Annotated in this window: 28 protein-coding genes; 20 read left to right on the forward strand and 8 right to left on the reverse strand. The window is 54.3% G+C overall.

Annotated features, from left to right (window positions below):
* Positions 1-135: 135 nt before the first annotated feature.
* The 8 genes from cvpA (at position 136) to hisP (ending at position 7,183) form a co-directional block, all read left to right on the forward strand.
* Complete coding sequence (gene cvpA / locus MOQ06_RS05775) at positions 136-624, forward strand: colicin V production protein (RefSeq protein WP_045327894.1); 489 nt, start codon at positions 136-138, stop codon at positions 622-624.
* Positions 625-657: 33 nt separating this feature from the next.
* Positions 658-2,175, forward strand: coding sequence for an amidophosphoribosyltransferase (purF, locus tag MOQ06_RS05780; protein ID WP_148419948.1), 1,518 nt, complete (start codon positions 658-660; stop codon positions 2,173-2,175).
* An 89-nt stretch (positions 2,176-2,264) separates the two neighbouring features.
* Positions 2,265-2,834, forward strand: a complete 570-nt coding sequence (locus MOQ06_RS05785; RefSeq protein ID WP_148419947.1) for a UbiX family flavin prenyltransferase — start codon at positions 2,265-2,267, stop codon at positions 2,832-2,834.
* A 290-nt stretch (positions 2,835-3,124) separates the two neighbouring features.
* Complete coding sequence (gene argT / locus MOQ06_RS05790; RefSeq protein WP_148419946.1) at positions 3,125-3,907, forward strand: lysine/arginine/ornithine ABC transporter substrate-binding protein ArgT; 783 nt, start codon at positions 3,125-3,127, stop codon at positions 3,905-3,907.
* A 225-nt stretch (positions 3,908-4,132) separates the two neighbouring features.
* The gene (hisJ, locus tag MOQ06_RS05795) at positions 4,133-4,915 is read left to right on the forward strand and encodes a histidine ABC transporter substrate-binding protein HisJ (protein WP_242171882.1); all 783 of its coding nucleotides are present in this window, start codon (positions 4,133-4,135) and stop codon (positions 4,913-4,915) included.
* A gap of 88 nt (positions 4,916-5,003) precedes the next feature.
* Positions 5,004-5,690 (forward strand): histidine ABC transporter permease HisQ, encoded by a 687-nt coding sequence (locus MOQ06_RS05800; RefSeq protein ID WP_148419944.1) that lies wholly within the window; start codon positions 5,004-5,006, stop codon positions 5,688-5,690.
* Complete coding sequence (locus MOQ06_RS05805; protein ID WP_003861424.1) at positions 5,687-6,400, forward strand: ABC transporter permease; 714 nt, start codon at positions 5,687-5,689, stop codon at positions 6,398-6,400. The genes MOQ06_RS05800 and MOQ06_RS05805 overlap by 4 nt, the downstream gene beginning before the upstream one ends.
* A gap of 9 nt (positions 6,401-6,409) precedes the next feature.
* The gene (gene hisP / locus MOQ06_RS05810; RefSeq protein WP_003861426.1) at positions 6,410-7,183 is read left to right on the forward strand and encodes a histidine ABC transporter ATP-binding protein HisP; all 774 of its coding nucleotides are present in this window, start codon (positions 6,410-6,412) and stop codon (positions 7,181-7,183) included.
* Between the two features lie 84 nt (positions 7,184-7,267).
* Here the strand turns inward: hisP and MOQ06_RS05815 are convergent, their stop codons facing one another.
* Together MOQ06_RS05815 and MOQ06_RS05820 are read right to left on the reverse strand one after the other, a co-directional pair.
* Positions 7,268-7,777, reverse strand: coding sequence for a GNAT family N-acetyltransferase (locus MOQ06_RS05815; RefSeq protein ID WP_242171885.1), 510 nt, complete (start codon positions 7,775-7,777; stop codon positions 7,268-7,270).
* Between the two features lie 81 nt (positions 7,778-7,858).
* Positions 7,859-8,119 (reverse strand): helix-turn-helix transcriptional regulator, encoded by a 261-nt coding sequence (locus MOQ06_RS05820; RefSeq protein ID WP_047363525.1) that lies wholly within the window; start codon positions 8,117-8,119, stop codon positions 7,859-7,861.
* Positions 8,120-8,241: 122 nt separating this feature from the next.
* Here MOQ06_RS05820 and MOQ06_RS05825 point away from each other — a divergent pair, with 122 nt between their 5' ends.
* Together MOQ06_RS05825 and MOQ06_RS05830 are read left to right on the forward strand one after the other, a co-directional pair.
* Positions 8,242-8,490: a helix-turn-helix transcriptional regulator gene (locus tag MOQ06_RS05825; RefSeq protein ID WP_063943396.1), complete on the forward strand. Its 249-nt coding sequence runs from the start codon at positions 8,242-8,244 to the stop codon at positions 8,488-8,490.
* Positions 8,491-8,499: 9 nt separating this feature from the next.
* Positions 8,500-10,026, forward strand: a complete 1,527-nt coding sequence (locus tag MOQ06_RS05830) for a hypothetical protein (protein WP_242171888.1) — start codon at positions 8,500-8,502, stop codon at positions 10,024-10,026.
* 38 nt (positions 10,027-10,064) lie between these two features.
* Here the strand turns inward: MOQ06_RS05830 and MOQ06_RS05835 are convergent, their stop codons facing one another.
* From MOQ06_RS05835 to yfcG, 3 genes are all read right to left on the reverse strand, one after another.
* A complete protein-coding gene (locus MOQ06_RS05835) occupies positions 10,065-10,958 on the reverse strand; it encodes a TIGR01777 family oxidoreductase (protein ID WP_242171892.1) in 894 nt (297 codons plus the stop codon).
* Between the two features lie 13 nt (positions 10,959-10,971).
* On the reverse strand, positions 10,972-11,340 hold the full coding sequence (gene folX / locus MOQ06_RS05840; protein ID WP_148419940.1) for a dihydroneopterin triphosphate 2'-epimerase: 369 nt from the start codon (positions 11,338-11,340) through the stop codon (positions 10,972-10,974).
* 75 nt (positions 11,341-11,415) lie between these two features.
* On the reverse strand, positions 11,416-12,045 hold the full coding sequence (yfcG, locus tag MOQ06_RS05845) for a GSH-dependent disulfide bond oxidoreductase (RefSeq protein ID WP_148419939.1): 630 nt from the start codon (positions 12,043-12,045) through the stop codon (positions 11,416-11,418).
* A 140-nt stretch (positions 12,046-12,185) separates the two neighbouring features.
* Between yfcG and yfcF the strand changes: the two genes are divergently transcribed.
* The 3 genes from yfcF to yfcD are packed head-to-tail and all read left to right on the forward strand — an operon-like array spanning position 12,186 to position 14,060.
* A complete protein-coding gene (gene yfcF / locus MOQ06_RS05850) occupies positions 12,186-12,830 on the forward strand; it encodes a glutathione transferase (protein ID WP_148419938.1) in 645 nt (214 codons plus the stop codon).
* 56 nt (positions 12,831-12,886) lie between these two features.
* Entirely contained in the window at positions 12,887-13,438 is a 552-nt protein-coding gene (gene yfcE, locus MOQ06_RS05855) for a phosphodiesterase (protein ID WP_242171894.1), read from the forward strand.
* Between the two features lie 55 nt (positions 13,439-13,493).
* Positions 13,494-14,060 carry an NUDIX hydrolase YfcD gene (gene yfcD, locus MOQ06_RS05860; protein ID WP_003861439.1) on the forward strand — a complete coding sequence of 189 codons (567 nt, stop codon included), beginning with the start codon at positions 13,494-13,496 and terminating at the stop codon, positions 14,058-14,060.
* Between the two features lie 3 nt (positions 14,061-14,063).
* Here yfcD and MOQ06_RS05865 read toward each other — a convergent pair whose 3' ends face one another.
* Positions 14,064-15,083 carry a LacI family DNA-binding transcriptional regulator gene (locus MOQ06_RS05865; RefSeq protein ID WP_148419935.1) on the reverse strand — a complete coding sequence of 340 codons (1,020 nt, stop codon included), beginning with the start codon at positions 15,081-15,083 and terminating at the stop codon, positions 14,064-14,066.
* Positions 15,084-15,319: 236 nt separating this feature from the next.
* On the opposite strand from MOQ06_RS05865, the gene MOQ06_RS05870 reads away from it, so the two are divergent.
* The 5 genes from MOQ06_RS05870 (at position 15,320) to MOQ06_RS05890 (ending at position 19,301) form a co-directional block, all read left to right on the forward strand.
* Complete coding sequence (locus tag MOQ06_RS05870; RefSeq protein ID WP_242171895.1) at positions 15,320-15,763, forward strand: PTS sugar transporter subunit IIA; 444 nt, start codon at positions 15,320-15,322, stop codon at positions 15,761-15,763.
* A gap of 79 nt (positions 15,764-15,842) precedes the next feature.
* On the forward strand, positions 15,843-16,115 hold the full coding sequence (locus tag MOQ06_RS05875) for a PTS sugar transporter subunit IIB (protein WP_003861447.1): 273 nt from the start codon (positions 15,843-15,845) through the stop codon (positions 16,113-16,115).
* A gap of 21 nt (positions 16,116-16,136) precedes the next feature.
* A complete protein-coding gene (locus tag MOQ06_RS05880; protein WP_242171902.1) occupies positions 16,137-17,525 on the forward strand; it encodes a PTS ascorbate transporter subunit IIC in 1,389 nt (462 codons plus the stop codon).
* The gene (locus tag MOQ06_RS05885; RefSeq protein ID WP_176611188.1) at positions 17,525-18,355 is read left to right on the forward strand and encodes a transketolase; all 831 of its coding nucleotides are present in this window, start codon (positions 17,525-17,527) and stop codon (positions 18,353-18,355) included. The genes MOQ06_RS05880 and MOQ06_RS05885 overlap by 1 nt, the downstream gene beginning before the upstream one ends.
* Positions 18,348-19,301 carry a transketolase family protein gene (locus MOQ06_RS05890; protein ID WP_148419932.1) on the forward strand — a complete coding sequence of 318 codons (954 nt, stop codon included), beginning with the start codon at positions 18,348-18,350 and terminating at the stop codon, positions 19,299-19,301. The genes MOQ06_RS05885 and MOQ06_RS05890 overlap by 8 nt, the downstream gene beginning before the upstream one ends.
* Before the next feature lie 43 nt (positions 19,302-19,344).
* Here MOQ06_RS05890 and pta read toward each other — a convergent pair whose 3' ends face one another.
* Both pta and ackA read right to left on the reverse strand, forming a co-directional pair.
* On the reverse strand, positions 19,345-21,486 hold the full coding sequence (pta, locus tag MOQ06_RS05895; RefSeq protein WP_148419931.1) for a phosphate acetyltransferase: 2,142 nt from the start codon (positions 21,484-21,486) through the stop codon (positions 19,345-19,347).
* A gap of 75 nt (positions 21,487-21,561) precedes the next feature.
* Positions 21,562-22,764 (reverse strand): acetate kinase, encoded by a 1,203-nt coding sequence (gene ackA / locus MOQ06_RS05900; RefSeq protein WP_148419930.1) that lies wholly within the window; start codon positions 22,762-22,764, stop codon positions 21,562-21,564.
* A 337-nt stretch (positions 22,765-23,101) separates the two neighbouring features.
* On the opposite strand from ackA, the gene yfbV reads away from it, so the two are divergent.
* Both yfbV and MOQ06_RS05910 read left to right on the forward strand, forming a co-directional pair.
* A complete protein-coding gene (yfbV, locus tag MOQ06_RS05905; protein WP_063853427.1) occupies positions 23,102-23,557 on the forward strand; it encodes a terminus macrodomain insulation protein YfbV in 456 nt (151 codons plus the stop codon).
* A gap of 92 nt (positions 23,558-23,649) precedes the next feature.
* Positions 23,650-24,144 carry a YfbU family protein gene (locus tag MOQ06_RS05910; RefSeq protein WP_148419928.1) on the forward strand — a complete coding sequence of 165 codons (495 nt, stop codon included), beginning with the start codon at positions 23,650-23,652 and terminating at the stop codon, positions 24,142-24,144.
* The last annotated feature ends 11 nt before the right edge of the window (positions 24,145-24,155 follow it).

Genomic DNA, 24,155 nt, shown 5'->3' on the forward strand with positions numbered 1-24,155 from the left:
GGCGGAGGGGCGTTGAACATTTTTTCAGCGCCTTTTTTATTTACGCGCGGGAAGGAAATCCCTACGCAAACGTTTTCTTTTTCTGTTAGAATGCGCCCCGAACTGGATGACAGGGCGTTAAATCGTGGGACATATATGGTCTGGATTGATTACGCCATCATTGCGGTGATTGGTTTTTCCTGTCTGGTTAGCCTGATCCGTGGCTTTGTTCGTGAAGCGTTATCGCTGGTAACCTGGGGTTGTGCTTTCTTTGTTGCCAGTCATTACTACACTTACCTGTCTGTCTGGTTCACGGGCTTTGAAGATGAACTGGTCCGAAACGGAATCGCCATCGCGGTGCTGTTTATCGCGACGCTGATTGTCGGCGCTATTGTTAATTTCGTGATAGGTCAGCTGGTCGAGAAAACCGGTCTGTCCGGAACGGACAGGGTGCTCGGCATCTGTTTTGGCGCATTGCGAGGCGTGCTGATTGTGGCCGCGATCCTGTTCTTCCTGGATACCTTTACCGGGTTCTCCAAAAGCGAAGACTGGCAGAAGTCGCAGCTTATTCCGGAGTTCAGCTTCATCATCAGATGGTTCTTTGACTATCTGCAAAGCTCGTCGAGTTTCTTGCCCAGGGCGTAAGCTCTGAGATGTGGCTTAACGAGGAAAAGACGAATGTGCGGTATTGTCGGTATCGCCGGTTTCATGCCGGTAAACCAGTCGATTTATGACGCGTTAACGGTGCTTCAGCACCGTGGGCAGGATGCTGCGGGTATCATCACCATTGATGCAAACAACTGCTTCCGTTTACGCAAGGCGAACGGCCTGGTAAACGATGTGTTTGAAGCCCGCCATATGCAGCGTCTGCAAGGTAATATGGGGATCGGTCACGTTCGTTATCCTACTGCTGGCAGTTCCAGCGCCTCCGAGGCTCAGCCTTTTTACGTTAACTCCCCGTATGGCATCACGCTTGCCCACAACGGCAACCTGACCAACGCTCACGAGCTGCGTAAAAAGCTGTTTGAAGAGAAACGTCGCCACATTAACACCACGTCTGATTCTGAGATCCTGCTCAATATCTTTGCCAGCGAGCTGGATAACTTCCGTCACTATCCGCTGGAAGCCGATAACATCTTTGCCGCCGTTGCTGCGACTAACCGCCTGATCCGCGGCGCGTACGCCTGCGTGGCGATGATTATCGGCCACGGCATGGTGGCCTTCCGCGATCCAAACGGGATTCGCCCGCTGGTGCTCGGCAAGCGCGAGCTCGGCGATGGCCGTACCGAGTACATGGTTGCCTCCGAAAGCGTGGCGCTGGATACGCTGGGCTTCGAATTTCTGCGTGACGTTGCGCCGGGCGAAGCGGTTTACATCACCGAGAAGGGCCAGCTGTTCACACGCCAGTGCGCCGACAGCCCGGTCAGCAACCCGTGCCTGTTTGAATACGTTTACTTCGCGCGTCCTGACTCGTTCATCGACAAGATCTCCGTTTACAGCGCCCGCGTGAACATGGGCACGAAGCTGGGTGAGAAGATTGCCCGCGAGTGGGACGATCTCGATATCGACGTCGTCATTCCTATCCCGGAAACCTCCTGCGACATCGCGCTGGAGATCGCCCGCATTCTGGACAAGCCGTACCGTCAGGGCTTTGTGAAGAACCGCTACGTTGGCCGCACCTTTATCATGCCGGGCCAGCAGCTGCGCCGTAAATCCGTGCGCCGCAAGCTGAACGCCAACCGTGCCGAGTTCCGCGATAAGAACGTGCTGCTGGTGGATGACTCCATCGTGCGTGGCACTACGTCCGAGCAGATTATCGAGATGGCGCGTGAGGCCGGGGCGAAGAAGGTGTATCTCGCCTCTGCGGCACCGGAAATCCGCTTCCCGAACGTGTACGGCATCGATATGCCTACCGCCACCGAGCTGATTGCTCACGGCCGCGAAGTGGACGAAATTCGTCAGATCATCGGGGCCGACGGCCTGATTTTCCAGGATCTGAACGATCTTATCGACGCGGTGCGCGCCGAGAACCCGGATATTCAGCAGTTCGAATGCTCCGTGTTTAACGGGATCTACGTGACCAAAGACGTTGACCAGCAGTATCTCGATTACCTGGATTCGCTGCGTAACGACGACGCGAAAGCCGTCCAGCTGCAAAACGATCTCGAAAGCTTAGAGATGCACAACGAAGGTTGATGCTAACGCAGGTGAGGGCGTTCGCCCTCACTTGCAACTCCCCGTAAAATCCTGCACAGTCTGCCCTGAAATCAGCAAGGGCGAAAATCATGAAACGACTCATTGTAGGGATCAGCGGTGCCAGCGGCGCCATTTATGGCGTCCGGCTGTTACAGGTGCTGCGTGACGTTGCCGACGTGGAAACCCATCTGGTGATGAGCCAGGCGGCGCGCCAGACCCTCTCTCTTGAAACCGACCTTTCGCTGCGCGACGTTCAGGCCCTGGCTGACGTTGTCCACGATGCGCGCGATATCGCTGCCAGCATCTCTTCGGGCTCGTTTAAAACCGCAGGTATGGTCATTTTGCCCTGTTCCATTAAAACCCTTTCCGGGATTGTGAACAGCTATACCGACACGCTGGTGACGCGCGCGGCAGACGTGGTGCTGAAGGAGCGTCGCCCTCTGGTTCTTTGCGTGCGGGAAACCCCGCTGCACCTGGGGCATCTGCGCCTGATGACGCAGGCGGCCGAACTGGGCGCCGTGATTATGCCGCCGGTCCCGGCGTTCTACCATCGCCCGCAAACGCTGGATGACGTCATTAATCAGACCGTTAATCGCGTGCTGGATCAGTTCGATATCGACCTGCCGGAAGATCTCTTTACCCGCTGGCACGGGGCGTGAAGGAATGCACCGACAGGGTGCATGAAAAGTTGTTTTGCCCTGTTACAGGGCAAAACTGCAACCGCGATCATATCCTCGACATTTAATTCGCTTTTTCCCTTTTTCTCTTTCCGGTTCGTTCGGCAGACCTGCTATCTTTCACCATTAAGGCAGTATCGCAACGTTTTATTAACATATTTAACGTCGTAGTTTTAGCCCGACGGCAATGTGGCATAAGACCTGCAAGAGCAGCCTGCAACACAACACACAACGCAAACCATAATAAAATCACGGTTCTTGAGGGTAAATGTATGAAGAAGACGGTTCTGGCTCTGTCTTTGCTCGTGGGCTTGAGTGCGGCAGCAGGTAGCTATGCAGCGCTTCCACAGACGGTTCGTATCGGTACGGACGCAACCTACGCGCCATTCTCTTCGAAGGATGCGAAAGGCGATTTCGTTGGGTTTGATATCGACCTGGGAAATGAGATGTGCAAGCGCATGGAAGTGAAATGCACGTGGGTGGGCAGTGACTTTGACGCGCTGATCCCATCGCTGAAAGCCAAGAAAATTGATGCGATTATCTCTTCACTCTCCATCACGGAAAAACGTCAGCAGGAGATCGCCTTCTCCGATAAGCTCTACGCGGCCGATTCACGTCTGATTGCCGCGAAAGGCTCACCGATCCAGCCGACCATCGACTCCCTGAAAGGCAAGCATGTTGGCGTGCTTCAGGGGTCGACTCAGGAAGGCTACGCAAATGCCAACTGGCGCGAGAAGGGCGTTGATGTGGTCGCCTATCAGAACCAGGATCTGATCTACTCTGACCTGGCGGCGGGCCGTCTGGACGCGGCGTTCCAGGATGAGGTTGCCGCAAGCGAAGGCTTCCTGAAGCAGCCTGCGGGGAAAGAGTACGCCTTTGCCGGCCCGTCCGTGAAGGATAAAAAATACTTTGGTGATGGCACAGGTATTGGCCTGCGTAAAGATGATACCGAGCTGAAAGCCGCCTTCGACAAAGCTTTCTCCGAGCTGCGTAAAGACGGAACCTACGACAAACTGGCGAAGAAATATTTCGATTTTAACGTCTACGGTGACTAACGCCCGACGGCAATGCTCTGTTTTGGTGCATTGCGGGTGCTGATGATCCAATATGGTGCAGCTGGTGCACCGTATTGGATCGCTTCGTGCATAGTTAAGCATTTAAAATGCAAAAATTCCCGCCCGGCGGCATTAATCTTTGCCTGAATGAGGGGATTAATGGCACATTAACGTCACCCCGTGGTCGTAAAAATCTCGTATTAAGACAGTTTGTTGAGGACAGATATGAAAAAACTGGTGTTGTCACTTTCTCTGGTACTGGCCTTTTCCAGCGCCACCGCGGCATTCGCAGCAATCCCGCAGAAAATTCGTATTGGTACTGACCCCACCTATGCGCCTTTCGAATCCAAGAATGCGAAGGGTGAACTGGTCGGTTTTGACATCGATCTGGCTAACGAGCTGTGCAAACGCATTAAAGCGCAATGTACCTACGTTGAAAACCCGCTTGACGCGCTGATCCCGTCTCTGAAAGCGAAAAAAATCGACGTGATCATGTCCTCCCTCTCTATTACGGAAAAACGCCAGCAGGAGATTGCCTTCACCGACAAACTCTATGCGGCCGATTCACGTCTGGTTGTGGCGAAATCTTCCGACATTCAGCCATCTATCGACTCGCTGAAGGGCAAACGCGTGGGCGTACTGCAGGGCACCACCCAGGAAACCTACGGCAATGAGCACTGGGCGCCGAAAGGGATCGAAATCGTCTCCTATCAGGGCCAGGAAAATATCTACGCTGACCTGACGGCAGGCCGTATCGATGCGGCGTTCCAGGACGAAGTCGCGGCGAGCGAAGGCTTCCTGAAACAGCCGGTGGGTAAAGGTTACAAGTTCGGCGGTCCGTCCATTAAGGATGAAAAACTGTTCGGCGTCGGCACCGGTATGGGCCTGCGTAAAGAAGACAATGAACTGCGTGAAGCCCTGAACAAAGCGTTTGCCGAGATGCGCGCGGACGGCACCTACGACAAGCTGGCGAAAAAGTACTTCGATTTTAATGTTTACGGCGGCTAATCGCCCCGTCTGATAACGTGCGGCCCCTCCCGCTGCGGGAGGGGAAAAGACACGGTTCCACCACTCACGAGACGACAGGGCAGGCGGTATGCTGTACGGATTTTCTGGCGTTATTTTACAGGGCGCGCTTGTCACCCTTGAGCTGGCTATCAGCTCCGTGGTGCTGGCGGTGCTGATAGGCCTGGCGGGCGCGGGGGCAAAGTTATCGGCCAACAGACCGCTGGCGCTGATATTTGAAGGCTATACCACGCTGATTCGCGGCGTTCCTGACCTGGTGCTGATGCTGCTGATCTTTTACGGGCTGCAAATTGCGCTTAACGGCGTGACGGATGCCGTCGGCATGGATCAGATCGATATCGATCCGATGGTGGCCGGCATCATTACCCTGGGCTTTATCTACGGCGCATACTTCACTGAAACCTTCCGCGGCGCGTACATGGCCGTCCCGAAAGGGCACATTGAAGCGGCGACCGCCTACGGTTTTACCTCTTCACAAACGTTCCGTCGGATCATGTTCCCGGCCATGATGCGCTACGCGCTGCCGGGCATCGGTAACAACTGGCAGGTTATTCTCAAGGCGACGGCGCTGGTCTCCCTGCTGGGTCTGGAAGATGTGGTGAAGGCCACGCAGCTGGCGGGTAAGAGCACCTGGGAACCGTTCTACTTTGCGGTGGTCTGCGGCGTGATTTATCTGGTCTTTACAACCGTCTCCAATGGTGTGCTGCTTCTGCTCGAACGTCGCTACTCCGTGGGTGTGAAGAGGGCTGACCTGTGATTGAGATTATTCAGGAGTACTGGAAATCCCTGCTGTGGACGGACGGCTACCGCTTCACGGGCGTGGCGATCACGCTGTGGCTGCTGATTTCCTCGGTAGTAATGGGCGGCATTCTGGCGGTGTTTTTGGCCATTGGCCGCGTGTCGAACAATAAATTTATCCAGTTCCCGATCTGGCTGTTTACCTACGTGTTTCGCGGCACGCCGCTGTACGTGCAGCTGCTGGTGTTCTATTCGGGAATGTACACGCTGGAGATCGTGAAAGGCACCGAGATGCTGAACGCGTTCTTCCGCAGCGGTCTGAACTGTACGGTGCTGGCGTTAACGCTCAACACCTGCGCCTATACCACCGAGATCTTCGCCGGGGCCATCCGTTCCGTGCCGCACGGTGAGATCGAGGCGGCGCGCGCGTACGGTTTCTCCTCCGTGAAGCTTTACCGCTGCATTATTCTGCCTTCGGCGCTGCGAATCGCGCTGCCGGCATACAGCAACGAGGTGATTTTGATGCTGCATTCGACGGCACTGGCGTTTACCGCCACGGTACCGGATCTGTTAAAAATCGCCCGCGATATTAACTCCGCGACCTACCAGCCGTTTACCGCGTTTGGCATTGCGGCGGTGCTCTATTTGATCATTTCTTACGTCCTGATCAGCCTGTTCCGTAAGGCTGAAAAACGCTGGTTGCAGCATATAAAACCGTCGACGCACTGAGAATTTATGATGGCTGAGAACAAATTAAACGTAATTGATTTGCACAAGCGCTACGGCGAACATGAAGTGCTGAAAGGGGTGTCGCTGGAAGCTAACGCGGGCGACGTGATCAGTATTATCGGTTCATCAGGTTCGGGTAAAAGTACCTTCCTGCGCTGCATCAACTTCCTCGAAAAACCGAGCGAAGGTTCGATTGTGGTGAGCGGACAGAACATTAATATGGTCCGTGATAAAGACGGCCAGCTTAAAGTGGCGGATAAAAACCAGCTGCGCCTGCTGCGTACGCGCCTGACGATGGTGTTCCAGCACTTCAACCTCTGGAGCCACATGACGGTGCTGGAGAACGTGATGGAAGCGCCGGTTCAGGTGCTCGGCTTAAGCAAGCAGGAGGCCCGCGAGCGTGCGGTGAAATACCTGGCGAAAGTGGGTATCGACGAGCGTCAGCAGATCAAGTACCCGGTGCACCTGTCAGGTGGTCAGCAGCAGCGCGTCTCCATTGCCCGCGCGCTGGCGATGGAGCCGGAAGTTCTGCTGTTTGACGAACCGACCTCCGCGCTGGACCCGGAACTTGTTGGCGAGGTGCTGCGCATCATGCAGAAGCTGGCTGAAGAGGGCAAAACGATGGTGGTGGTGACGCATGAGATGGGCTTCGCCCGTAACGTTTCTAACCACGTTATCTTTCTGCATCAGGGCAAGATTGAGGAGCAGGGGCATCCTGATGAGGTGCTGGCGAACCCGCAAAGCCCGCGCTTGCAGCAGTTCCTGAAGGGATCTCTTAAATAAAGAGGGCATCAGACGGCGGTGCAGTTTAATCGCCCGGTGGCGCTTCGCTTACCGGGCCGACAAAAACCGTAGGCCGCCACGCATTCAGGGCGCACCACGCTCCAGCCGATACACCCAGTCATCATACCGCACCCCGTTAATCTCGTATGCCTTCTCCAGCACCTGCGTGCGCACAAAACCGGCTTTCTCCAGCACGCGTACCGAACCGCCGTTATCCGCCAGTACATACGCATTAATCGCCTTCACGCCGATCGCGTTAAAGGCGTAATCACATACCGCGCGCAGCGCCTCGCTGGCAATACCTTTTCCCTGCGCGGCAGGCACTACGGTATAGCCAATATCCGCCTCTTCACGGTTCGCCGCGCTGATTTGCAGCCCGATATCCCCGAGCGGCGTATCGTCATTATGCAGACGGATCACGAAGACATGCTCCGCCATCAGGCGTGCGGCAAATACTCGGCGCGTCTCTTTTTCCGGCGTGATAGCAGCCATGTAGCGCATGACGGTGGGATCTTCACGCAGTGAGCGGAAGAACGCCCAGTCAGAGGGTTCGAAAGGGGTGAGATGAAGCCGGGGAGTGGTGATGGTTGCCATTGTTACGCCATTCCGATGGATCAGGCTTATTACCTTAACACCGGAATGGAACTGGCGAACAGAATGGATTTTTGTGATGGGCTAGCGTTTGGTTCTCATGAGCTTCGAACGATCGACATAGTTGCCATATTGATCGTAATAGCGACTGGGCCAGATAGATGCCGCATCTCTTTCTAGCGCCTCCGCGATGATCTGTTCCCCCTTGGGCCACGGCCTGGAGAGCGCGTTTGCAAGCGTAGAAGAACTTAAACCTGCCTGGCGTGAAAGAGCTGCAAGTGACAGCTTACGCTTATGGAGCATGGCGATAATATCCGCTGGGTGCATATCCTGATCTCTGTTCATACATTTTCCTTTATATATGATTTTGTTCAAATTGTAGATATGAATACTAAGTAATACTTAGTGCATTTTCAATAACGGGATACCAGAATCATGACTCTACTTCCAGATTTTGAAGAGTCATCATGCTTCCCCATCGACTTAAAGCAGCTCGACTGAAAGCCGGACTATCACAGCAGAAACTTGGGATCCTCGCGGGCATTGATGAGGCGACGGCAAGCGCACGCATGAACCAGTATGAGAAGGGGATCCACACGCCTGACTTTGCGCTGGCGTGTAAATTGGCGGAAGTATTAAATATCCCTGCTTGTTATTTTTATACGGTTGAGGATGATTTGGCTGAATATATATTTAATTATTATAAATATAATTAGGTGCTTCTAATGGAAAAAAGAAGAGACGACTTTCTGAAACCTGTAATCAGGCTTTTAAAAGAGCGCTCTGGTTATAAATGCTCAAATCCGCAATGTCGTGTTGTGACTAATGGGGCTGGATTAAATACAGGAGTTGCTGCTCATATTCGTGCTGCTGCTCCTCTAGGGCCAAGATATGATGCAACTATGACTCCTGAAGAAAGAAGATCATATCAGAATGGGATATGGTTATGTCAAACATGTTCAAAAATGATTGATAATGACGTGAACTTTTACACAATCAATCTTTTGAATGAATGGAAACGTTTGTCTGAAGAGGATGCAAGGAACGCTGTTGGCAAAAAAGTGCTTAGTGAGCAATGTGCAAGTGATATGCTGGCTATGGCGTTGAATGGCTATCCTAAAAGTTACATTTCACAGACAATTAAAAATGCACATAATGCTTCTGAAAAATCTTTAGAGGCACTCGATCCAAGATTTAATGTAACGTCCAGTTTTGAAGATGGGTTAACAAAATTTTCTATATGCGCCAAAGAAAATGTGCCTTTAAAAGTAACTGTTAATAACTTTAAAAACTACAAAAGGAAATATCAAGAGCTTTTAAGCAAAGGAGCTTCATTTTCAATCGATATGAGCGATGTCAGTACCTCAGGTTCATCATTAATTGAAACAATAACAAAAGATAGTGGGGTGTTAACTATATCGAGTCAAGATATTGATGTTGTAATGATAATATCTTTGACTGACAGTATCAGTCTGGTTAGTGAAGCTTTAGTCGAAGTGCATGGGAAACTATTCCATGGGTTAAAGGCATTCACTTTTTCTGGTGAATGCTTCTCGAATTTGTTGAATATTAGAGCAATATTTCCTTGCAAAGGCAACAAAACAAAATTTAATATGCATGTCGATTTTGACAAATGGTCCGGGTTAGATATTCTTAATCTTCCTTTTTTTAATAAAATTAAATCCCTATATGATAGGGTGTGTGAAGGCTGGGATATTGAATTTAGTCTGGAGTTCAATGGCGACGAATTTATCTCTGGTTTATGCAATAATAAACTTAATAATGAATATTATAAAAAGGTAGCGACTCTTTTGAGTTATACTGACAGAGCTAGGACTTTATCTCATCTGTTAAATATCTCTCTTGAGTTTTCTCCTCAAATAACATTTACTTCTGATGAGCATAGGCAACTACGGAAAGCTATCTCTCGGCTCAGAGAGGAAATCGCACTGGATACTACAGGATTTAATTCTCTTCCAAAATTTACATTAATTGCATGTGAGGAAAATGTAAATCTGTTTAAAGGTGAGAAAAATAAATCAAGTCATTTTGCGATGGAATCTGTTGAGTCTGAGAAAATTTCCGTGTTTAGTCGTGAAATCGAATTATATCGCGTTAGACAGGAATATTTAAACGTAAGTTATATCTTTAATAAAGATATCAATAATATAAAGTATGGAGACGAAGTTGAAGTTCAACTATTAGCCTGTGAAAACTTCTCATATATAGAAAAATACATATTACCAGAATGATATCCGTGCGTTTGTACTAGTGAACAAACGCACGATTTTTAACTCACCACATCCCCCAGCGCATCTTCCAGATCATACCAGCGGAACGCAAACCCCGCCGCTTCCAGCCGTTTCGGCAGCGCGCGCTGGCCGCCCAGCACCAGCACCGACGACTCACCCATCAACAGCCGAATCGCCGTCGCGGGCACGCGCAGTACCGCCGGGCGGTGCAGGGCATGGCCCAGCGCGTGCGCAAACTGTTCATTACGTACCGGATACGGTGATACCATGTTAAACGGCCCGCGCAGGTCGTTATCCAGCAGCCAGATAATGCCGTTAACCATATCGTCGATGTGGATCCACGCCAGGTACTGACGACCGTTGCCGATGGGCCCGCCAAGCCCCATTTTAAACGGCGGCAGCATTTTGCCGAGAATACCGCCCTTCGGGGCGAGCACCACGCCGGTGCGCAGCAGGCAGACGCGGGTATTATCGCTCTGCGCACCGCAGGCGATGCGCTCCCACTGGGCGCAGAGCTTGTGGGTAAACTCGTTATGCGGAGGCTCTTCCTCAGTCACCACCACTTCCCCGAGATCGCCGTAGTATCCCGTGGCAGAGCCGGAAATCAGCACCGACGGCGGCGTTTCGCTGTTGCGAATCAGCTCAACCAGCTTCCCGGTTATGTTCCAGCGGCTGCTGCATAAGCGCTGTTTTTGCTCTTCGGTCCAGCGCTTATCGGCGATGGGTTCGCCTGCGAGGTTGATGACGGCATCAAAGCCGTTCAGATCCTGCCGTTCCGCCATGCCTTTCCAGAACGCCACCCCGCCACCAAGCACCTGACGGGCTTTCTCCGGGCTGCGCGTGACCACGGTGATGTCGTGCTGCAGCGCCTGAAGGCGCGGAATGAGATGGCGACCAATCAGGCCCGTACCGCCGGTGAGCAGAATCTTCATACAACCTCCAGGTTTACGCCTGGCGCCGCCAGCTTAACGTCATGGAGACGGAGTCGGCGTAGCGCAGGGCGTGAAGTTTATCGATCTCTACTTCAGCATAAGTGACCCAGTGGTGTTCGCGTGCGATGTCGAGCACATCCTGAGTTAATTTTTCCAGCAGCGCGAAACGGTTGTTCTCGACGTACTGGATGATGCTTTTGGTGATCGTGCGATAGTTCAGCGCGTCATTGATGTCTTCGCTGGCGCGCGCCTTGTCCGCCGGGTAATGGATCGCGACATTCACCACGATATCCTGGCGATTAGCGATCTCTTCCTCTTTGATGCCAATGAACGTGCGCAGGCGTAAATTTTTTATACGAATAACAGCGTCATGCTGGGACATTGCAGGTCTTCTCCGTGTCAGTATTATCGCCTCATCATACATGAGGACAACACCTGCACCCAACGGGGCGCAGGCTCAAATCTGATGGATTTTTTGCATGGCGCGTTCGGTGGCCGGACGGGTTCGAATGCGCTCAAACCAGTTGTTCACCGCCGGATAGGTGGCCAGGTCAATCCGGTGGCGTTCATGGGTATTGACCCACGGCCAGCAGGCGATATCTGCGATGCTATAGTGATCGCCACCGAGCCACGGTGACGTTTCCAGCCGCCGGTTGAGGACGCCGTACAGGCGCTGCGTTTCGACCTGATATCGCTCAATGGCATAAGGGATAGTTTGCGGCGCATAGGCGGTGAAATGGTGGTTCTGCCCCAGCATCGGCCCCAGGCCGCTCGACTGCCAGAATAACCATTGCAGCGTGTGATGACGTTCGCGCAGCTCCCCGCTCAGAAGCTTGCCGGTTTTCTCCGCCAGATAAAGCAGTATCTCCCCGGATTCAAACAGGCTTAGCGGTTTTCCGCCGTCTGAAGGCAGGTTATCAATGATGGCCGGAATTTTATTGTTGGGCGAGATGGCCAGAAAAACGGGGCGGAACTGATCGCCTTTGCTGATATCAACGCGAATGATTCGGTAGTCCAGTTCGGCTTCTTCGAGAAAGAGGGTGATCTTATGACCATTCGGGGTAGGGGCATAATAAAGATCTATCATTCTCAACTCCTGTCGGTGCGAATAGTGTTGCCATGAAAAAACAGTATAGGTGCTTGTTGTAAATCGTGAGTTTTCATCAAGTGACAGCGAGGCAAGGAGATTATATCTTGAGTGAAAACCGATCAGCCGATGAGGATGTTATGAGCCAGCCTGTAATAACGTTGTGGTCCGATGCGAACTTCTTTTCTCCTTATGTTTTGAGCGTTTACGTTGCGCTGGCTGAAAAGGGGCTTTCCTTTAGTCTGAAAACCGTCGATCTGGACAGTGGCGAACATCTGAAGCCTCAGTGGCAGGGTTACGCTCTCACTCGCCGGGTGCCCGTGCTGGAGATTGACGGCTTTGAATTAAGTGAATCCTCGGCAATTGACGAGTACCTTGAAGACCGCTTTGCGCCACCGGAGTGGGAGCGCATTTATCCTCACGATCTGCAAAAGCGCGCCCGTGCCCGGCAGATTCAGGCGTGGCTGCGAAGCGATCTGGTGCCGATTCGCACGGAGCGATCGACGGATGTGGTGTTTGCAGGGGTCAAAAAGCCAGCCCTCAGCGAGGAGGGGATAGCCAGCGCTCAGAAGCTGATTGATACCGCTTCATCACTGCTCGCCCACGGTAACCCGAATCTGTTTGGCGAGTGGTGTATTGCCGATACCGACCTTGCGCTGATGCTGAACCGCCTGATCCTTAACGGAGATGCGGTCCCGCAGCTGCTGGTGGATTATGCCGCGTTTCAGTGGCAACGCGCGTCGGTGCAGCGCTATCTGGCACTCTCTGCTAAGCGTGCAGGCTGATAAGCCCGGGCGCTTCAGGTATGATATGGGCAGTCTGTATTTCCGAGGAGTAACTGATGAAGCTGATGTTTGCATCGGATATTCATGGATCGCTGCCCGCGACCGAGCGCGTGCTTTCTCTGTTTGACCAGAGCGGGGCGCAATGGCTGGCGATCCTGGGCGACGTGTTAAACCACGGCCCACGCAACGCGCTGCCGGAAGGCTATGCGCCCGCCCAGGTGGCGGAAAAACTGAATCACTACGCCTCCCGTATTATTGCCGTGCGCGGCAACTGCGACAGCGAAGTGGATCAGATGCTGCTGCAATTTCCCATCACCGCCCCCTGGCAACAGGTGCTGCTGGAAAACTGCCGTCTGTTCCTGACGCATGGGCACCTGTTCGGCCCGGATAATCTCCCGCCGCTCGCGGCTGGCGATGTCCTGGTTTACGGTCATACTCATATTCCGGTAGCGGAAAAACGCGGGGCGATTTATCACTTTAATCCCGGCTCTGTCAGCATTCCTAAAGGCGGCAACCCGGCAAGCTACGGCATGTTTGAAGACGGGACATTAAGCGTTATCGCACTTAATGATCAGCAAGTTATTGCGCAGATAGCGATTAATCCGTAAGTTACACCACAACTGCAAACGCGCCGTAAGAGCGCTTAGACGAGAAGGTTTCCCGATGGTGGAGCAGAATCATTTGGCAAGTACTGAGTGGGTTGACATTGTCAGCGAAGAAAATGAAGTGATCGCGCAGGCCAGCCGCGAACAAATGCGTGCGGAGCGTCTGCGTCACCGCGCTACGTACATCGTTGTTCATGACGGAATGGGCAAGATCCTGGTCCAGCGCCGCACGGACACCAAAGATTTTCTTCCAGGCATGCTGGATGCCACCGCGGGCGGCGTCGTCCAGGCCGATGAAGTTCTGCTGGATTCCGCACGTCGTGAAGCGGAAGAAGAGTTAGGTATTGCCGGCGTGCCGTTTGCCGAGCACGGGCAGTTCTATTTTGAAGACGAACATTGCCGCGTCTGGGGCGGTCTGTTTAGCTGCGTTTCCCACGGGCCTTTCGCCCTGCAGGAAGAGGAAGTTAGCGAAGTTAGCTGGATGACGCCGGAAGAGATCACCGCCCGCTGCGATGAGTTCACGCCGGACTCCTTAAAAGCGCTGGCGCTGTGGATGACCCGCAACGCCAAAAACGAATCCGCTAAGCCGGAAAACAAAGCGGAAAAAGAGGAAGAAGCGGAGTAAGCCTCAACAGCTTTCCCGCAGGCACAGGCTGGACGCGATGGGCTTACGATCGCGCCAGCCTCCGTCATTCAGGCGCTCCAGAAGCGCTTTTCCGGCCTCAATCCCAATCTTACGATGCGGAACCGCCATCGTCGTCAGCGGCGGCTGGCAGACCCGGCTGACGTCGCTATCGCCAAAGCCAACCACCGCCAGATCGTCCGGCACTTTGATGCGTCGTCGCTGGCACTCGTACAGCGCGCCGCAGGCCAGCTCGTCAGAAACGCACACCAGCGCATCCAGCTCCGGCCACGCCAGCAGAAATTCAGGCAGCTGCGCCGCGCCGGTCGAGAAGTTCGGCGGCATGGCGGCGTTAATTACCCGGTTCGGCGACAGGTGGTGGCGCAGCATCGCCTTGTACCAGCCCTGCAAATGCTGCTGGAAAATCCACTGCTCCTGGTTGGCGCACAGCAGGCCAATGTTCTGGTAGCCGCGCTTAATGACCATTTCCGTGAGCTCCTGCATGGCGGCGACGTTATCAATACCGATGTTCATATCAATCGGATCGGCACGCATCGCCCCCATTTCCATCACCGGAATGGAGGCATTTTTCAGCCAGTGGCGGACCGTGTCGGAGTGCTCGACGCTGAGCAAAATCGCGGCGGCGATATTCGACGCCAGCAGCGTTTCAAGCAGTTTCTCTTCCTGTTCGACTCGATGCTGAGACTCCGCCAGCATGATCTGGTAACCGGCGGGCTGAAGCACCTGCTGAAGCCCGGCAAACATCTCTGAACACCCGGCTTCGGAAAGGTTGGGAACGACCATCGCAATCGTCCACGATGACGCCGATGCCAGTGCGCTGGCGGCCAGGTTGGGCATATATCCCAGCTCCTGCACCGCAGCTTCAATTTTTTCACGCAGTTTATCGGAAACCTGTTCGGGCGTGCGGAGCGCGCGTGAGACGGTCATTGTGCCGACGCCGGCAAGCTGCGCGACATCTGCGAGGGTTACTTTTCCGGTGCTGCGCCGTTTTCGGGTTAAAGACATACATCTTCCTGCTGACAGGACGCGATTGAATTTCATCCTTCATTTTACGTGACTGGCAGTATACGCCTTAAATCCCTTTTTTTGCTGTGATTTCATACCGTGCGGATAATTTGATAGCGCTATCACACTTCTGCATGTTAGTTCTTGGTAGCGCTATCTTTGTGATCCCGATCGCAGTCATTGGCTGACGGGTTGAATAAAGTTCGACCATGTCAGGCGTTACGCGGGAGTGAAAAATGCTCAAAAAATGGATATATGATACAACCATTACGCTACAGGATAGCGTCGATAACTGGCCGCAGGCGCTGGAGATTTGTGCGAAACCGCTGCTGGAAATGCAGGTTATTTCGCCGGAATACGTTACTGCCATCGTTGCGCAGCACCACACGCTAGGGCCTTACTACGTGCTGGCGCCAGGGCTCGCAATGCCGCATGCGCGCCCGGAAGAAGGGGCGAAAGGTCTCGGCCTCTCATTATTAAAGCTGAAGCAGGGCGTTTCGTTTGGCGCCGGTGAGTTTGACCCCGTCGATGTGATTATTATGCTGGCGGCGCCGGACAAACACAGCCATATCGAAACAATCTCCGCGCTCGCAGAACTCTTTTCCAGCGACGCGGATATGGCGAAATTGCATCAGGCAAATACCCTGGAGGAGATAAAAGCCATTATCGACCGCTTCTGATTTAATTATTTCATCCGATTTATCTCAACATTACGCATCAGCGTGATGGGGCGTGCTCTACTCAAAAAAGGGGTTAAAAATGAAAATTATGGCTATTTGCGGCTCCGGCCTGGGCAGCAGTTTTATGGTCGAAATGAATATTAAAAAAGTGCTCAAAAAGCTGGAAATAGAGGCCGAGGTTGAACACTCCGATCTCTCCTCCGCCACGCCGGGTGCGGCCGATCTGTTTGTAATGGCGAAAGACATTGCAGCCAGCGCCAGCGTGCCGGAAAGCCAGCTGGTGGTGATCAACAACATCATCGATATCAACGAACTCGAAGCGCAGCTGCGCGCCTGGTTCGAAAGACAATAATCCTGATAAGGCGAGGTGGATATGTTTATCCTTGAAACGCTGAATTTCGTTGTTGATATTTTAAAGGTCCCTTCGGTGCTGGTGGGGTTAATTGCCTTAATTGGTCTGGTTGCGCAGAAAAAAGCGTTTTCAGATGTCGTAAAAGGCACAATTAAAACGATCCTCGGCTTTATTGTGCTGGGCGGCGGCGCCACGGTGCTGGTAGGTTCATTAAATCCCCTTGGCGGCATGTTTGAGCACGCCTTTAATATCCAGGGCATTATTCCAAACAATGAAGCGATTGTATCGATTGCCCTGGAAAAATACGGTGCCTCCACCGCGCTCATTATGGCCTTCGGGATGGTGGCGAATATTATCGTCGCGCGCTTTACCTGCCTGAAGTACATCTTCCTGACCGGACACCACACCTTCTACATGGCGTGCATGATTGGCGTGATCCTGACGGTGGCGGGCTTTGAGGGGGTAGGGCTGGTCTTCACCGGCTCGCTGATCCTCGGCCTGATCATGGCCTTCTTCCCGGCAATTGCGCAGCGCTATATGAAACGCATCACCGGCAACGATGAGATCGCCTTCGGTCACTTCGGTACGCTGGGCTACGTGCTGTCCGGCTGGATCGGCGGCAAGGTCGGCAAAGGCTCGCGCTCCACCGAAGAGATGAACCTGCCGAAAAACCTCAGCTTCCTGCGCGACAGCTCGATCTCCATCTCCCTCACCATGATGATTATCTATCTGATCATGGCGGTGAGCGCCGGGCGCGAGTATGTGGAAGCGACCTTCAGCGGCGGCCAGAACTACCTGGTGTACGCCATCATCATGGCAATCACCTTTGCGGCGGGCGTTTTCATCATCCTCCAGGGCGTGCGCCTGATTCTGGCGGAAATCGTCCCGGCCTTTACCGGCTTCTCTGAAAAACTGGTCCCCAACGCGCGTCCCGCGCTGGACTGCCCGGTTGTCTATCCCTACGCGCCAAATGCGGTGCTGATTGGGTTCCTGTTCAGCTTCCTGGGCGGGATTGTGGGGCTGGTCATCTGCGGGCAGCTTAACTGGGTGCTGATCCTGCCGGGCGTTGTTCCGCACTTCTTCACCGGCGCGACCGCAGGCGTGTTTGGTAACGCCACCGGCGGACGTCGCGGAGCGATGATTGGCGCGTTTGCCAACGGCCTGCTGATCACCTTCCTGCCGGTTCTGCTGCTGCCGGTGCTGGGCGCGATTGGCTTTGCCAATACCACCTTCTCGGATGCCGATTTTGGCGCGGTCGGGATTGTGCTGGGCAACCTGGCGCGCTTCCTGTCGCCGCTTGCCATCACCGGGCTGGTTGTTGCGTTGTTCGCGCTGCTGGTGGCCTACAACGTATTCGCTAAAAACAAACCTGCGGGCGGTGACGCGCAGGAAAATACCGGAGCCAAATGATGAATGAGAATGAAATAACCGAACTGGCGCGTCAGATCCGCCTTGAGACGCTGAAATCCCTGACGCAGCTGGGTTTTGGCCACTACGGCGGCAGCATGTCGGTCGTCGAAACGCTGGCGGTGCTGTACGGCGCGGTAATGAAGATTGACCCGGCCGATCCGGACTGGCCTGAGCGGGACTACTTTGTGCTGTCGAAAGGCCATGCGGGCCCGGCGCTCTACAGCACGCTGGCGATTAAAGGCTACTTCCCGATTGAAGAGCTGAGCACGCTGAATCAGAACGGAACGCGTCTTCCCAGCCACCCGGACCGCCTGAAAACCCGCGGCGTGGACGCCACCACCGGTTCGCTTGGGCAGGGGATCTCTATCGCCGGCGGCATGGCGCTGTCGCACAGGCTGGCAGGAAGGCCAAACCGGGTGTTCTGCATCGTTGGCGACGGGGAGCTGAACGAGGGGCAGTGCTGGGAAGCGTTCCAGTTTATTGCCCACCATCGCCTGAATAACCTGACCGTGTTCGTGGACTGGAACAAACAGCAGCTCGACGGCGAGCTGGACGAGATCGTCTGCGCGTTCGACCTGGAAGAGAAGTTCCGCGCCTTTGGCTTTGACGCGGTGACGGTGAAGGGGGACGACATTCCGGCGCTGCTGGAGGTAACGTCGCCGATGCCCAGGGCCGATGCGCGCCCGCGGGTAGTGATCCTCGACAGCATCAAAGGGCAGGGGGTGCCGTACCTGGAACAGCTCGGCAACTCGCACCATCTGCGGTTAACCCCGGAGAGCAAAGCGGCCCTCAACGAGACGATTCGCCAACTGGAGGCTTCACATGATTAAGCTTGCACCGCCACAACAGAAAGATGCCGTTGAGATGCGTAAGGTCTACGCGGGCTTTGTGGCAAAACAGATTGAGGCCGGGAGCGAGATTATTGCCCTCGAAGCGGATCTGATGAGTTCGATGGCGATGGATGGCGTGGCGCGCGATTATCCGCAGCACGTTATCAACTGCGGCATTATGGAGGCTAACGTGATTGGAACGGCGGCGGGGCTGTCGCTTACCGGACGTAAGCCCTTCGTGCACACCTTCACCGCCTTTGCCAGCCGCCGCTGCTTCGACCAGCTGTTTATGTCCCTTGACTACCAGCGCAACAACGTGAAGGTGATTGCCTCGGACGCGGGGGTAACGGCCTGTCACAACGGCGGCACGCATATGTCGTTTGAGGATATGGGCATTGTGCGCGGCCTGGCGCACTCGGTGGTGCTGGAAGTGACCGACGCGGTGATGTTCGAAGACGTGCTGCGTCAACTGATGGACCTGGAAGGCTTCTACTGGGTGCGCACGATACGCAAGCAGGCGCCGAGCGTGTATGCGCCGGGCTCAACGTTCACCATTGGCAAAGGCAACGTGCTGCGTGAAGGGAGTGACATCACCCTGATTGCCAATGGCATCATGGTGGCGGAAGCGCTGGAGGCAGCGCGTCAGCTAGAGCAGGAGGGCGTAAGCGCGGCGGTTATCGATATGTTTACCCTGAAGCCCATCGACAGGATGCTGGTGAAAAACTATGCCGAAAAAACCGGGCGTATTGTGACCTGCGAAAACCACAGCATCCATAACGGGCTGGGCTCGGCGGTGGCGGAAGTGCTGGTGGAAACCTGCCCGGTGCCGATGCGTCGCGTTGGCGTTAAGGAACGCTATGGCCAGGTGGGGACGCAGGACTTTCTTCAGAAGGAGTATGGCCTGACGGCACACGATATTGTGTCGGCGGCGAGAGAGCTGCTGTAAAAAAAGGCGACCGTCGGGTCGCCTTTTTAATGCAGTTAAAGCATTACTGCTGCTGTGAAGACTGGATCGCCGTCAGCGCGATGGTGTAGACGATATCGTCAACCAGCGCGCCGCGGGAGAGGTCGTTCACAGGCTTGCGCATGCCCTGCAGCATTGGCCCGATGGAGATCAGGTCTGCTGAACGCTGTACCGCTTTATAGGTGGTGTTACCGGTGTTCAGATCCGGGAAGATGAACACGGTAGCGCGACCTGCAACCGGCGAGTTTGGCGCTTTGGATTTCGCCACGTCAGCCATAACGGCAGCATCGTACTGGAGCGGGCCGTCGATCATCAGATCCGGACGTTTTTCCTGCGCAATGCGGGTTGCTTCACGGACTTTCTCTACGTCGCTACCTGCACCAGAGGTGCCGGTAGAGTAGGAGAGCATTGCCACGCGCGGTTCGATACCGAATGCCGTTGCGGAGTCCGCAGACTGGATTGCGATTTCTGCCAGCTGCTCTGCGGTTGGATCCGGGTTGATCGCGCAGTCGCCGTAAACGTAAACCTGTTCAGGCAGCAGCATGAAGAACACGGAGGAAACCAGAGAGCTGCCCGGTGCCGTTTTAATCAGCTGCAGCGGCGGACGGATGGTGTTCGCGGTGGTGTGTACCGCACCGGAAACCAGGCCGTCAACTTCATCCTGCTCCAGCATCAGCGTACCCAGCACCACGTTGTCTTCCAGCTGCTCGCGCGCAACGGCTTCGGTCATGCCTTTGTTCTTACGCAGCTCAACCAGACGGGCAACGTAGCTTTCGCGAACCACTTCTGGATCGACGATTTCGATGCCTGCGCCCAGCTCAACGCCCTGGGACGCCGCAACGCGGTTAATCTCATCCGGGTTACCCAGCAGCACGCAGGTCGCGATGCCGCGCTCTGCACAGATAGCGGCCGCCTTAACGGTGCGTGGTTCGTCGCCTTCTGGCAGAACAACGCGTTTGCCCGCTTTACGCGCCAGCTCGGTCAGCTGGTAACGGAAGGCTGGAGGAGAAAGACGGCGGCTGCGCTCGGAGGTCGCGGTCAGGGATTCGATCCAGTCTGCGTTGATATAGCCAGCAACGTATTCCTGAACCTTCTCGATACGCTCGTGGTCATCAACCGGTACTTCCAGGTTGAAGCTCTGCAGGCTCAGGGAGGTCTGCCAGGTGTTGGTGTTCACCATGAACACCGGCAGGCCAGTGGCGAACGCGCGTTCGCACAGCTTGCTTACGCGTGGGTCCATCTCATACGCGCCGGTCAGCAGGATTGCACCGATTTCCACGCCGTTCATCGCGGCCAGGCAGGCTGCAACCAGCACGTCCGGGCGGTCTGCGGAGGTCACCAGCAGAGAACCAGCGCGGAAGTGCTCCAGCATGTGTGGAATGCTGCGCGCGCAGAAGGTCACGGACTTCACGCGGCGGGTATTGATGTCGCCTTCGTTGATCACGGTAGCGTTCAGGTGGCGCGCCATATCGATTGCACGGGTGGCAATCAGATCGAAGCTCCACGGCACCGCGCCCAGAACGGGCAGCGGGCTGGAATCCTGAAGTTTAGCCGGGTCCACTTTGATGACTTTCGCTTTAGAAGAGTCATCGAAGATTTCGGACAGGTCAGGACGCGTACGGCCCTGTTCATCAACCGGTGCGTTCAGTTTGTTAACGATAACGCCGGTGATGCTGGTGTTTTTCGCACCGCCAAAGCTGCTGCGCGTCAGTTCGATACGCTCTTTCAGCTGCTCCGGGGTATCGGTGCCCTGAGACATCACGAAAACGATCTCTGCGTTCAGGGTTTTCGCGATTTCAAAGTTCAGGGACTGGGCAAACTGGTGTTTACGGGTCGGGACCAGGCCTTCAACCAGCACCACTTCAGCGTCCTGCGCGTTAGCGTGATAGTTGGCGATGATCTCTTCCATCAGCACGTCTTTCTGGTTGCTGGAGAGCAGAGACTCAACGTGGCTCATCTTCAGCGGTTCAGCCGCCGGCAGATTGGAATTTTTGCGAACGATGGTGGTGGTCTGGTCTGGCGCATCGCCACCGGCGCGAGGCTGGGCGATTGGCTTAAAGACGCTCAGACGAACGCCTTTGCGTTCCATAGCACGGATCACGCCGAGGCTGACGCTGGTCAGGCCGACGCTGGTTCCGGTAGGGATCAGCATAATTGTACGGGACACGGTTTATCCTCTTTCGTTACCGCCGCGTTGGGCGGGCTACAAAACAGCACCGCCAGCATTGCTGGCGGTGTGGAATCAGGCGGTCAGACGGCACGCGTCTTGCGCGATGACCAGCTCTTCGTTAGTTGGGATAACGATAGCCGGGCGGGTGCCTTCTTTGTTGATGAAGCCAGACTTGCCGAAGCGGGCAGCCAGGTTACGCTCGTGATCAACCTCGAAGCCCAGAACGCCCAGTTTGCCCAGGGACAGTTCGCGAACCATTGCCGCGTTCTCACCGATACCACCGGTGAAGATAACTGCGTCAAGGCGGCCTTCCATCAGCGCGGTGTAAGAACCGATGTACTTCGCCAGACGGTGGCAGTAAACGTCCATTGCACGCTTAGCGTCTGCTTTGGTTTCGTAGTTATCTTCAACGTAACGGCAGTCGCTGGTGACTTCGGTCAGACCCAGCAGGCCAGACTCTTTGGTCAGCATTTTGTTGATGTCGTCAACGCTCATGCCCAGGGTGTCGTGCAGGTGGAAGATGATCGCCGGGTCGATGTCACCGGAACGGGTACCCATCACCAGACCTTCCAGCGGGGTCAGACCCATGGAGGTATCAACACATTTACCGTTGCGGATAGCAGAAACAGAACCACCGTTGCCCAGGTGGCAGGTGATGATGTTCACTTCTTCAACCGGCTTGTTCAGCACTTTTGCGGCTTCCTGAGTCACATAGAAGTGGCTGGTGCCGTGTGCGCCGTAACGACGGACGCCGTGCTCTTTGTACAGGCTGTATGGCAGGGCATAGAGGTAAGACTCTTCCGGCATGGTCTGATGGAACGCGGTATCGAACACGGCCACGTTTTTGTCTTTCAGATTCGGGAAGGATTTCAGTGCTTCAGCGATACCGATCAGGTGAGCCGGGTTATGCAGCGGTGCGAAAGACGCAGAGTCTTTGATGCCCTGGATCACAGAGTCGTCAATCACCACGGAACTGGTGTATTTTTCGCCGCCGTGGACGATACGGTGACCAATTGCAGTCAGCTGAGCAGACAGTTCTGGTTTTTGTGCCAGAATAGTGTTAACGATAAAGTTCAGCGCTTCACTGTGAGCGGCGCCTGCACCTAAAGCCGCTTCTTGTTTGCTGCCGTCCATTTTCCACTTGATACGTGCTTCAGGCAGATGGAAACATTCGGCCAAACCAGAGAGGTACTCGTCACCGTTGAGCGCATCGATGATGGCGAATTTCAGTGAAGAGCTACCGCAGTTCAGAACCAGTACTAACTTACTCGACATGGAAGTACCTATAATTGATACGTGGCTAAAAAAACGTCAATGAGTCTAAAAGCGTAACGCATGCTGACCCAGACATTTATGATTAACATCATGCCAAACGAACATTCTGGCAGGATGGAAGAAATACCTATGATTTTAAGCCATTTTGAACATTTTTCAGACAATGGCATAATATGCGATAATTTGACGAGTTAACGCTTCTCGTCTACGGCCCTATCAGGCTGGCACAGGATACCCGATACGGGGTAGCGATGACAAAATATTTTGAACGTTGTCATAGCCTGTTGTGGTTTTGCACGAAAATTTTAATTTTTATATGTGAAGTTGAGGTACAGCCATGTCGACACCTGAAATCCCGTCCGTTAACTTTTTTAGCCTGTTTCGTCGGGGACAGCATTATGCAAAGACATGGCCGATGGAAAAGCGCCTCGCGCCCATGTTCATTGAAAACCGCACCATTCGCGCCACGCGCTACGCGATCCGCTTTATGCCCCCGATCGCCGTCTTTACCCTGTGCTGGCAAATTGCGCTGGGTGGACAGCTTGGCCCGGCCGTTGCGACTGCGCTCTTTGCCTTAAGCCTGCCGATGCAGGGGCTGTGGTGGTTAGGTAAACGCTCCATTACGCCGCTTCCGCCTTCTATTTTACACTGGTTTTATGAAGTGCGTGGAAAACTGGAGGAAGCCGGCCAGGCGCTGGCGCCGGTGGAAGGCAAGCCGGACTATCAGGCGCTGGCAGATACGCTCAAGCGAGCGTTTAAACAACTTGATAAAACATTCCTCGATGACTTGTGATTGATCATCGAAACGACGACCAAAAGAAGGCACAGTAACACACCGTTACCGTGTCTTTTTTTTACAGTGCAATGCGCTACAGGAGTCGAAAGATGGAAATGACCCATGCTCAACGTCTGATTTTGTCTAACCAGTACAAGATGATGACTATGCTTGATCCCGATAACGCTGCGCGCTACAGCCGCCTGCAGACCATCGTCGAACGTGGTTTTGGTTTGCAGATGCGCGAACTGGATCGCGAGTTTGGCGAGCTGAAAGAGGAAACCTGCCGCATCGTTATCGACATCATGGAGATGTACCATGCGCTGCATGTGTCCTGGACCAACCTTAAAGACCAGCAGGCCATTGACGAGCGCCGGGTGACGTTCCTGGGCTTTGATGCGGCGACGGAAGCGCGCTATCTGAGCTATGTGCGCTTTATGGTGAACACCGAAGGACGCTACACCCACTTTGACGCGGGCACGCACGGCTTTAACGCCCAGACCCCAATGTGGGACAAATATCAGCGTATGCTGAGCGCGTGGCATGCCTGCCCGCGTCAGTACCACTTAAGCAGCAACGAAATTCAACAAATCATTAATGCCTGACGGAGGTGCGT

The sequence above is a fragment of the Enterobacter sp. I4 genome, assembly GCF_022669095.1.
In the GTDB taxonomy this organism is placed as follows: domain Bacteria; phylum Pseudomonadota; class Gammaproteobacteria; order Enterobacterales; family Enterobacteriaceae; genus Enterobacter; species Enterobacter pasteurii.

Excerpts from the sequence above, each read along its gene's own strand:
- MOQ06_RS05835 (WP_242171892.1), bottom strand. The coding sequence starts at position 10,958 with ATGAAGATTCTGCTCACCGGCGGTACGGGCCTGATTGGTCGCCATCTC.
- MOQ06_RS05830 (WP_242171888.1), top strand. The coding sequence starts at position 8,500 with ATGGAAAAAAGAAGAGACGACTTTCTGAAACCTGTAATCAGGCTTTTA.
- yfcD (WP_003861439.1), top strand. The coding sequence starts at position 13,494 with ATGGTGGAGCAGAATCATTTGGCAAGTACTGAGTGGGTTGACATTGTC.
- yfbV (WP_063853427.1), top strand. The coding sequence starts at position 23,102 with ATGTCGACACCTGAAATCCCGTCCGTTAACTTTTTTAGCCTGTTTCGT.
- MOQ06_RS05800 (WP_148419944.1), top strand. The coding sequence starts at position 5,004 with ATGCTGTACGGATTTTCTGGCGTTATTTTACAGGGCGCGCTTGTCACC.
- MOQ06_RS05875 (WP_003861447.1), top strand. The coding sequence starts at position 15,843 with ATGAAAATTATGGCTATTTGCGGCTCCGGCCTGGGCAGCAGTTTTATG.
- MOQ06_RS05885 (WP_176611188.1), top strand. The coding sequence starts at position 17,525 with ATGAATGAGAATGAAATAACCGAACTGGCGCGTCAGATCCGCCTTGAG.
- MOQ06_RS05820 (WP_047363525.1), bottom strand. The coding sequence starts at position 8,119 with ATGAACAGAGATCAGGATATGCACCCAGCGGATATTATCGCCATGCTC.
- MOQ06_RS05880 (WP_242171902.1), top strand. The coding sequence starts at position 16,137 with ATGTTTATCCTTGAAACGCTGAATTTCGTTGTTGATATTTTAAAGGTC.
- ackA (WP_148419930.1), bottom strand. The coding sequence starts at position 22,764 with ATGTCGAGTAAGTTAGTACTGGTTCTGAACTGCGGTAGCTCTTCACTG.
- yfcE (WP_242171894.1), top strand. The coding sequence starts at position 12,887 with ATGAAGCTGATGTTTGCATCGGATATTCATGGATCGCTGCCCGCGACC.
- purF (WP_148419948.1), top strand. The coding sequence starts at position 658 with ATGTGCGGTATTGTCGGTATCGCCGGTTTCATGCCGGTAAACCAGTCG.
- MOQ06_RS05890 (WP_148419932.1), top strand. The coding sequence starts at position 18,348 with ATGATTAAGCTTGCACCGCCACAACAGAAAGATGCCGTTGAGATGCGT.
- folX (WP_148419940.1), bottom strand. The coding sequence starts at position 11,340 with ATGTCCCAGCATGACGCTGTTATTCGTATAAAAAATTTACGCCTGCGC.
- MOQ06_RS05825 (WP_063943396.1), top strand. The coding sequence starts at position 8,242 with ATGCTTCCCCATCGACTTAAAGCAGCTCGACTGAAAGCCGGACTATCA.
- cvpA (WP_045327894.1), top strand. The coding sequence starts at position 136 with ATGGTCTGGATTGATTACGCCATCATTGCGGTGATTGGTTTTTCCTGT.
- yfcG (WP_148419939.1), bottom strand. The coding sequence starts at position 12,045 with ATGATAGATCTTTATTATGCCCCTACCCCGAATGGTCATAAGATCACC.
- MOQ06_RS05865 (WP_148419935.1), bottom strand. The coding sequence starts at position 15,083 with ATGTCTTTAACCCGAAAACGGCGCAGCACCGGAAAAGTAACCCTCGCA.
- MOQ06_RS05815 (WP_242171885.1), bottom strand. The coding sequence starts at position 7,777 with ATGGCAACCATCACCACTCCCCGGCTTCATCTCACCCCTTTCGAACCC.
- hisP (WP_003861426.1), top strand. The coding sequence starts at position 6,410 with ATGGCTGAGAACAAATTAAACGTAATTGATTTGCACAAGCGCTACGGC.
- yfcF (WP_148419938.1), top strand. The coding sequence starts at position 12,186 with ATGAGCCAGCCTGTAATAACGTTGTGGTCCGATGCGAACTTCTTTTCT.
- hisJ (WP_242171882.1), top strand. The coding sequence starts at position 4,133 with ATGAAAAAACTGGTGTTGTCACTTTCTCTGGTACTGGCCTTTTCCAGC.
- MOQ06_RS05910 (WP_148419928.1), top strand. The coding sequence starts at position 23,650 with ATGGAAATGACCCATGCTCAACGTCTGATTTTGTCTAACCAGTACAAG.
- MOQ06_RS05870 (WP_242171895.1), top strand. The coding sequence starts at position 15,320 with ATGCTCAAAAAATGGATATATGATACAACCATTACGCTACAGGATAGC.
- MOQ06_RS05785 (WP_148419947.1), top strand. The coding sequence starts at position 2,265 with ATGAAACGACTCATTGTAGGGATCAGCGGTGCCAGCGGCGCCATTTAT.
- argT (WP_148419946.1), top strand. The coding sequence starts at position 3,125 with ATGAAGAAGACGGTTCTGGCTCTGTCTTTGCTCGTGGGCTTGAGTGCG.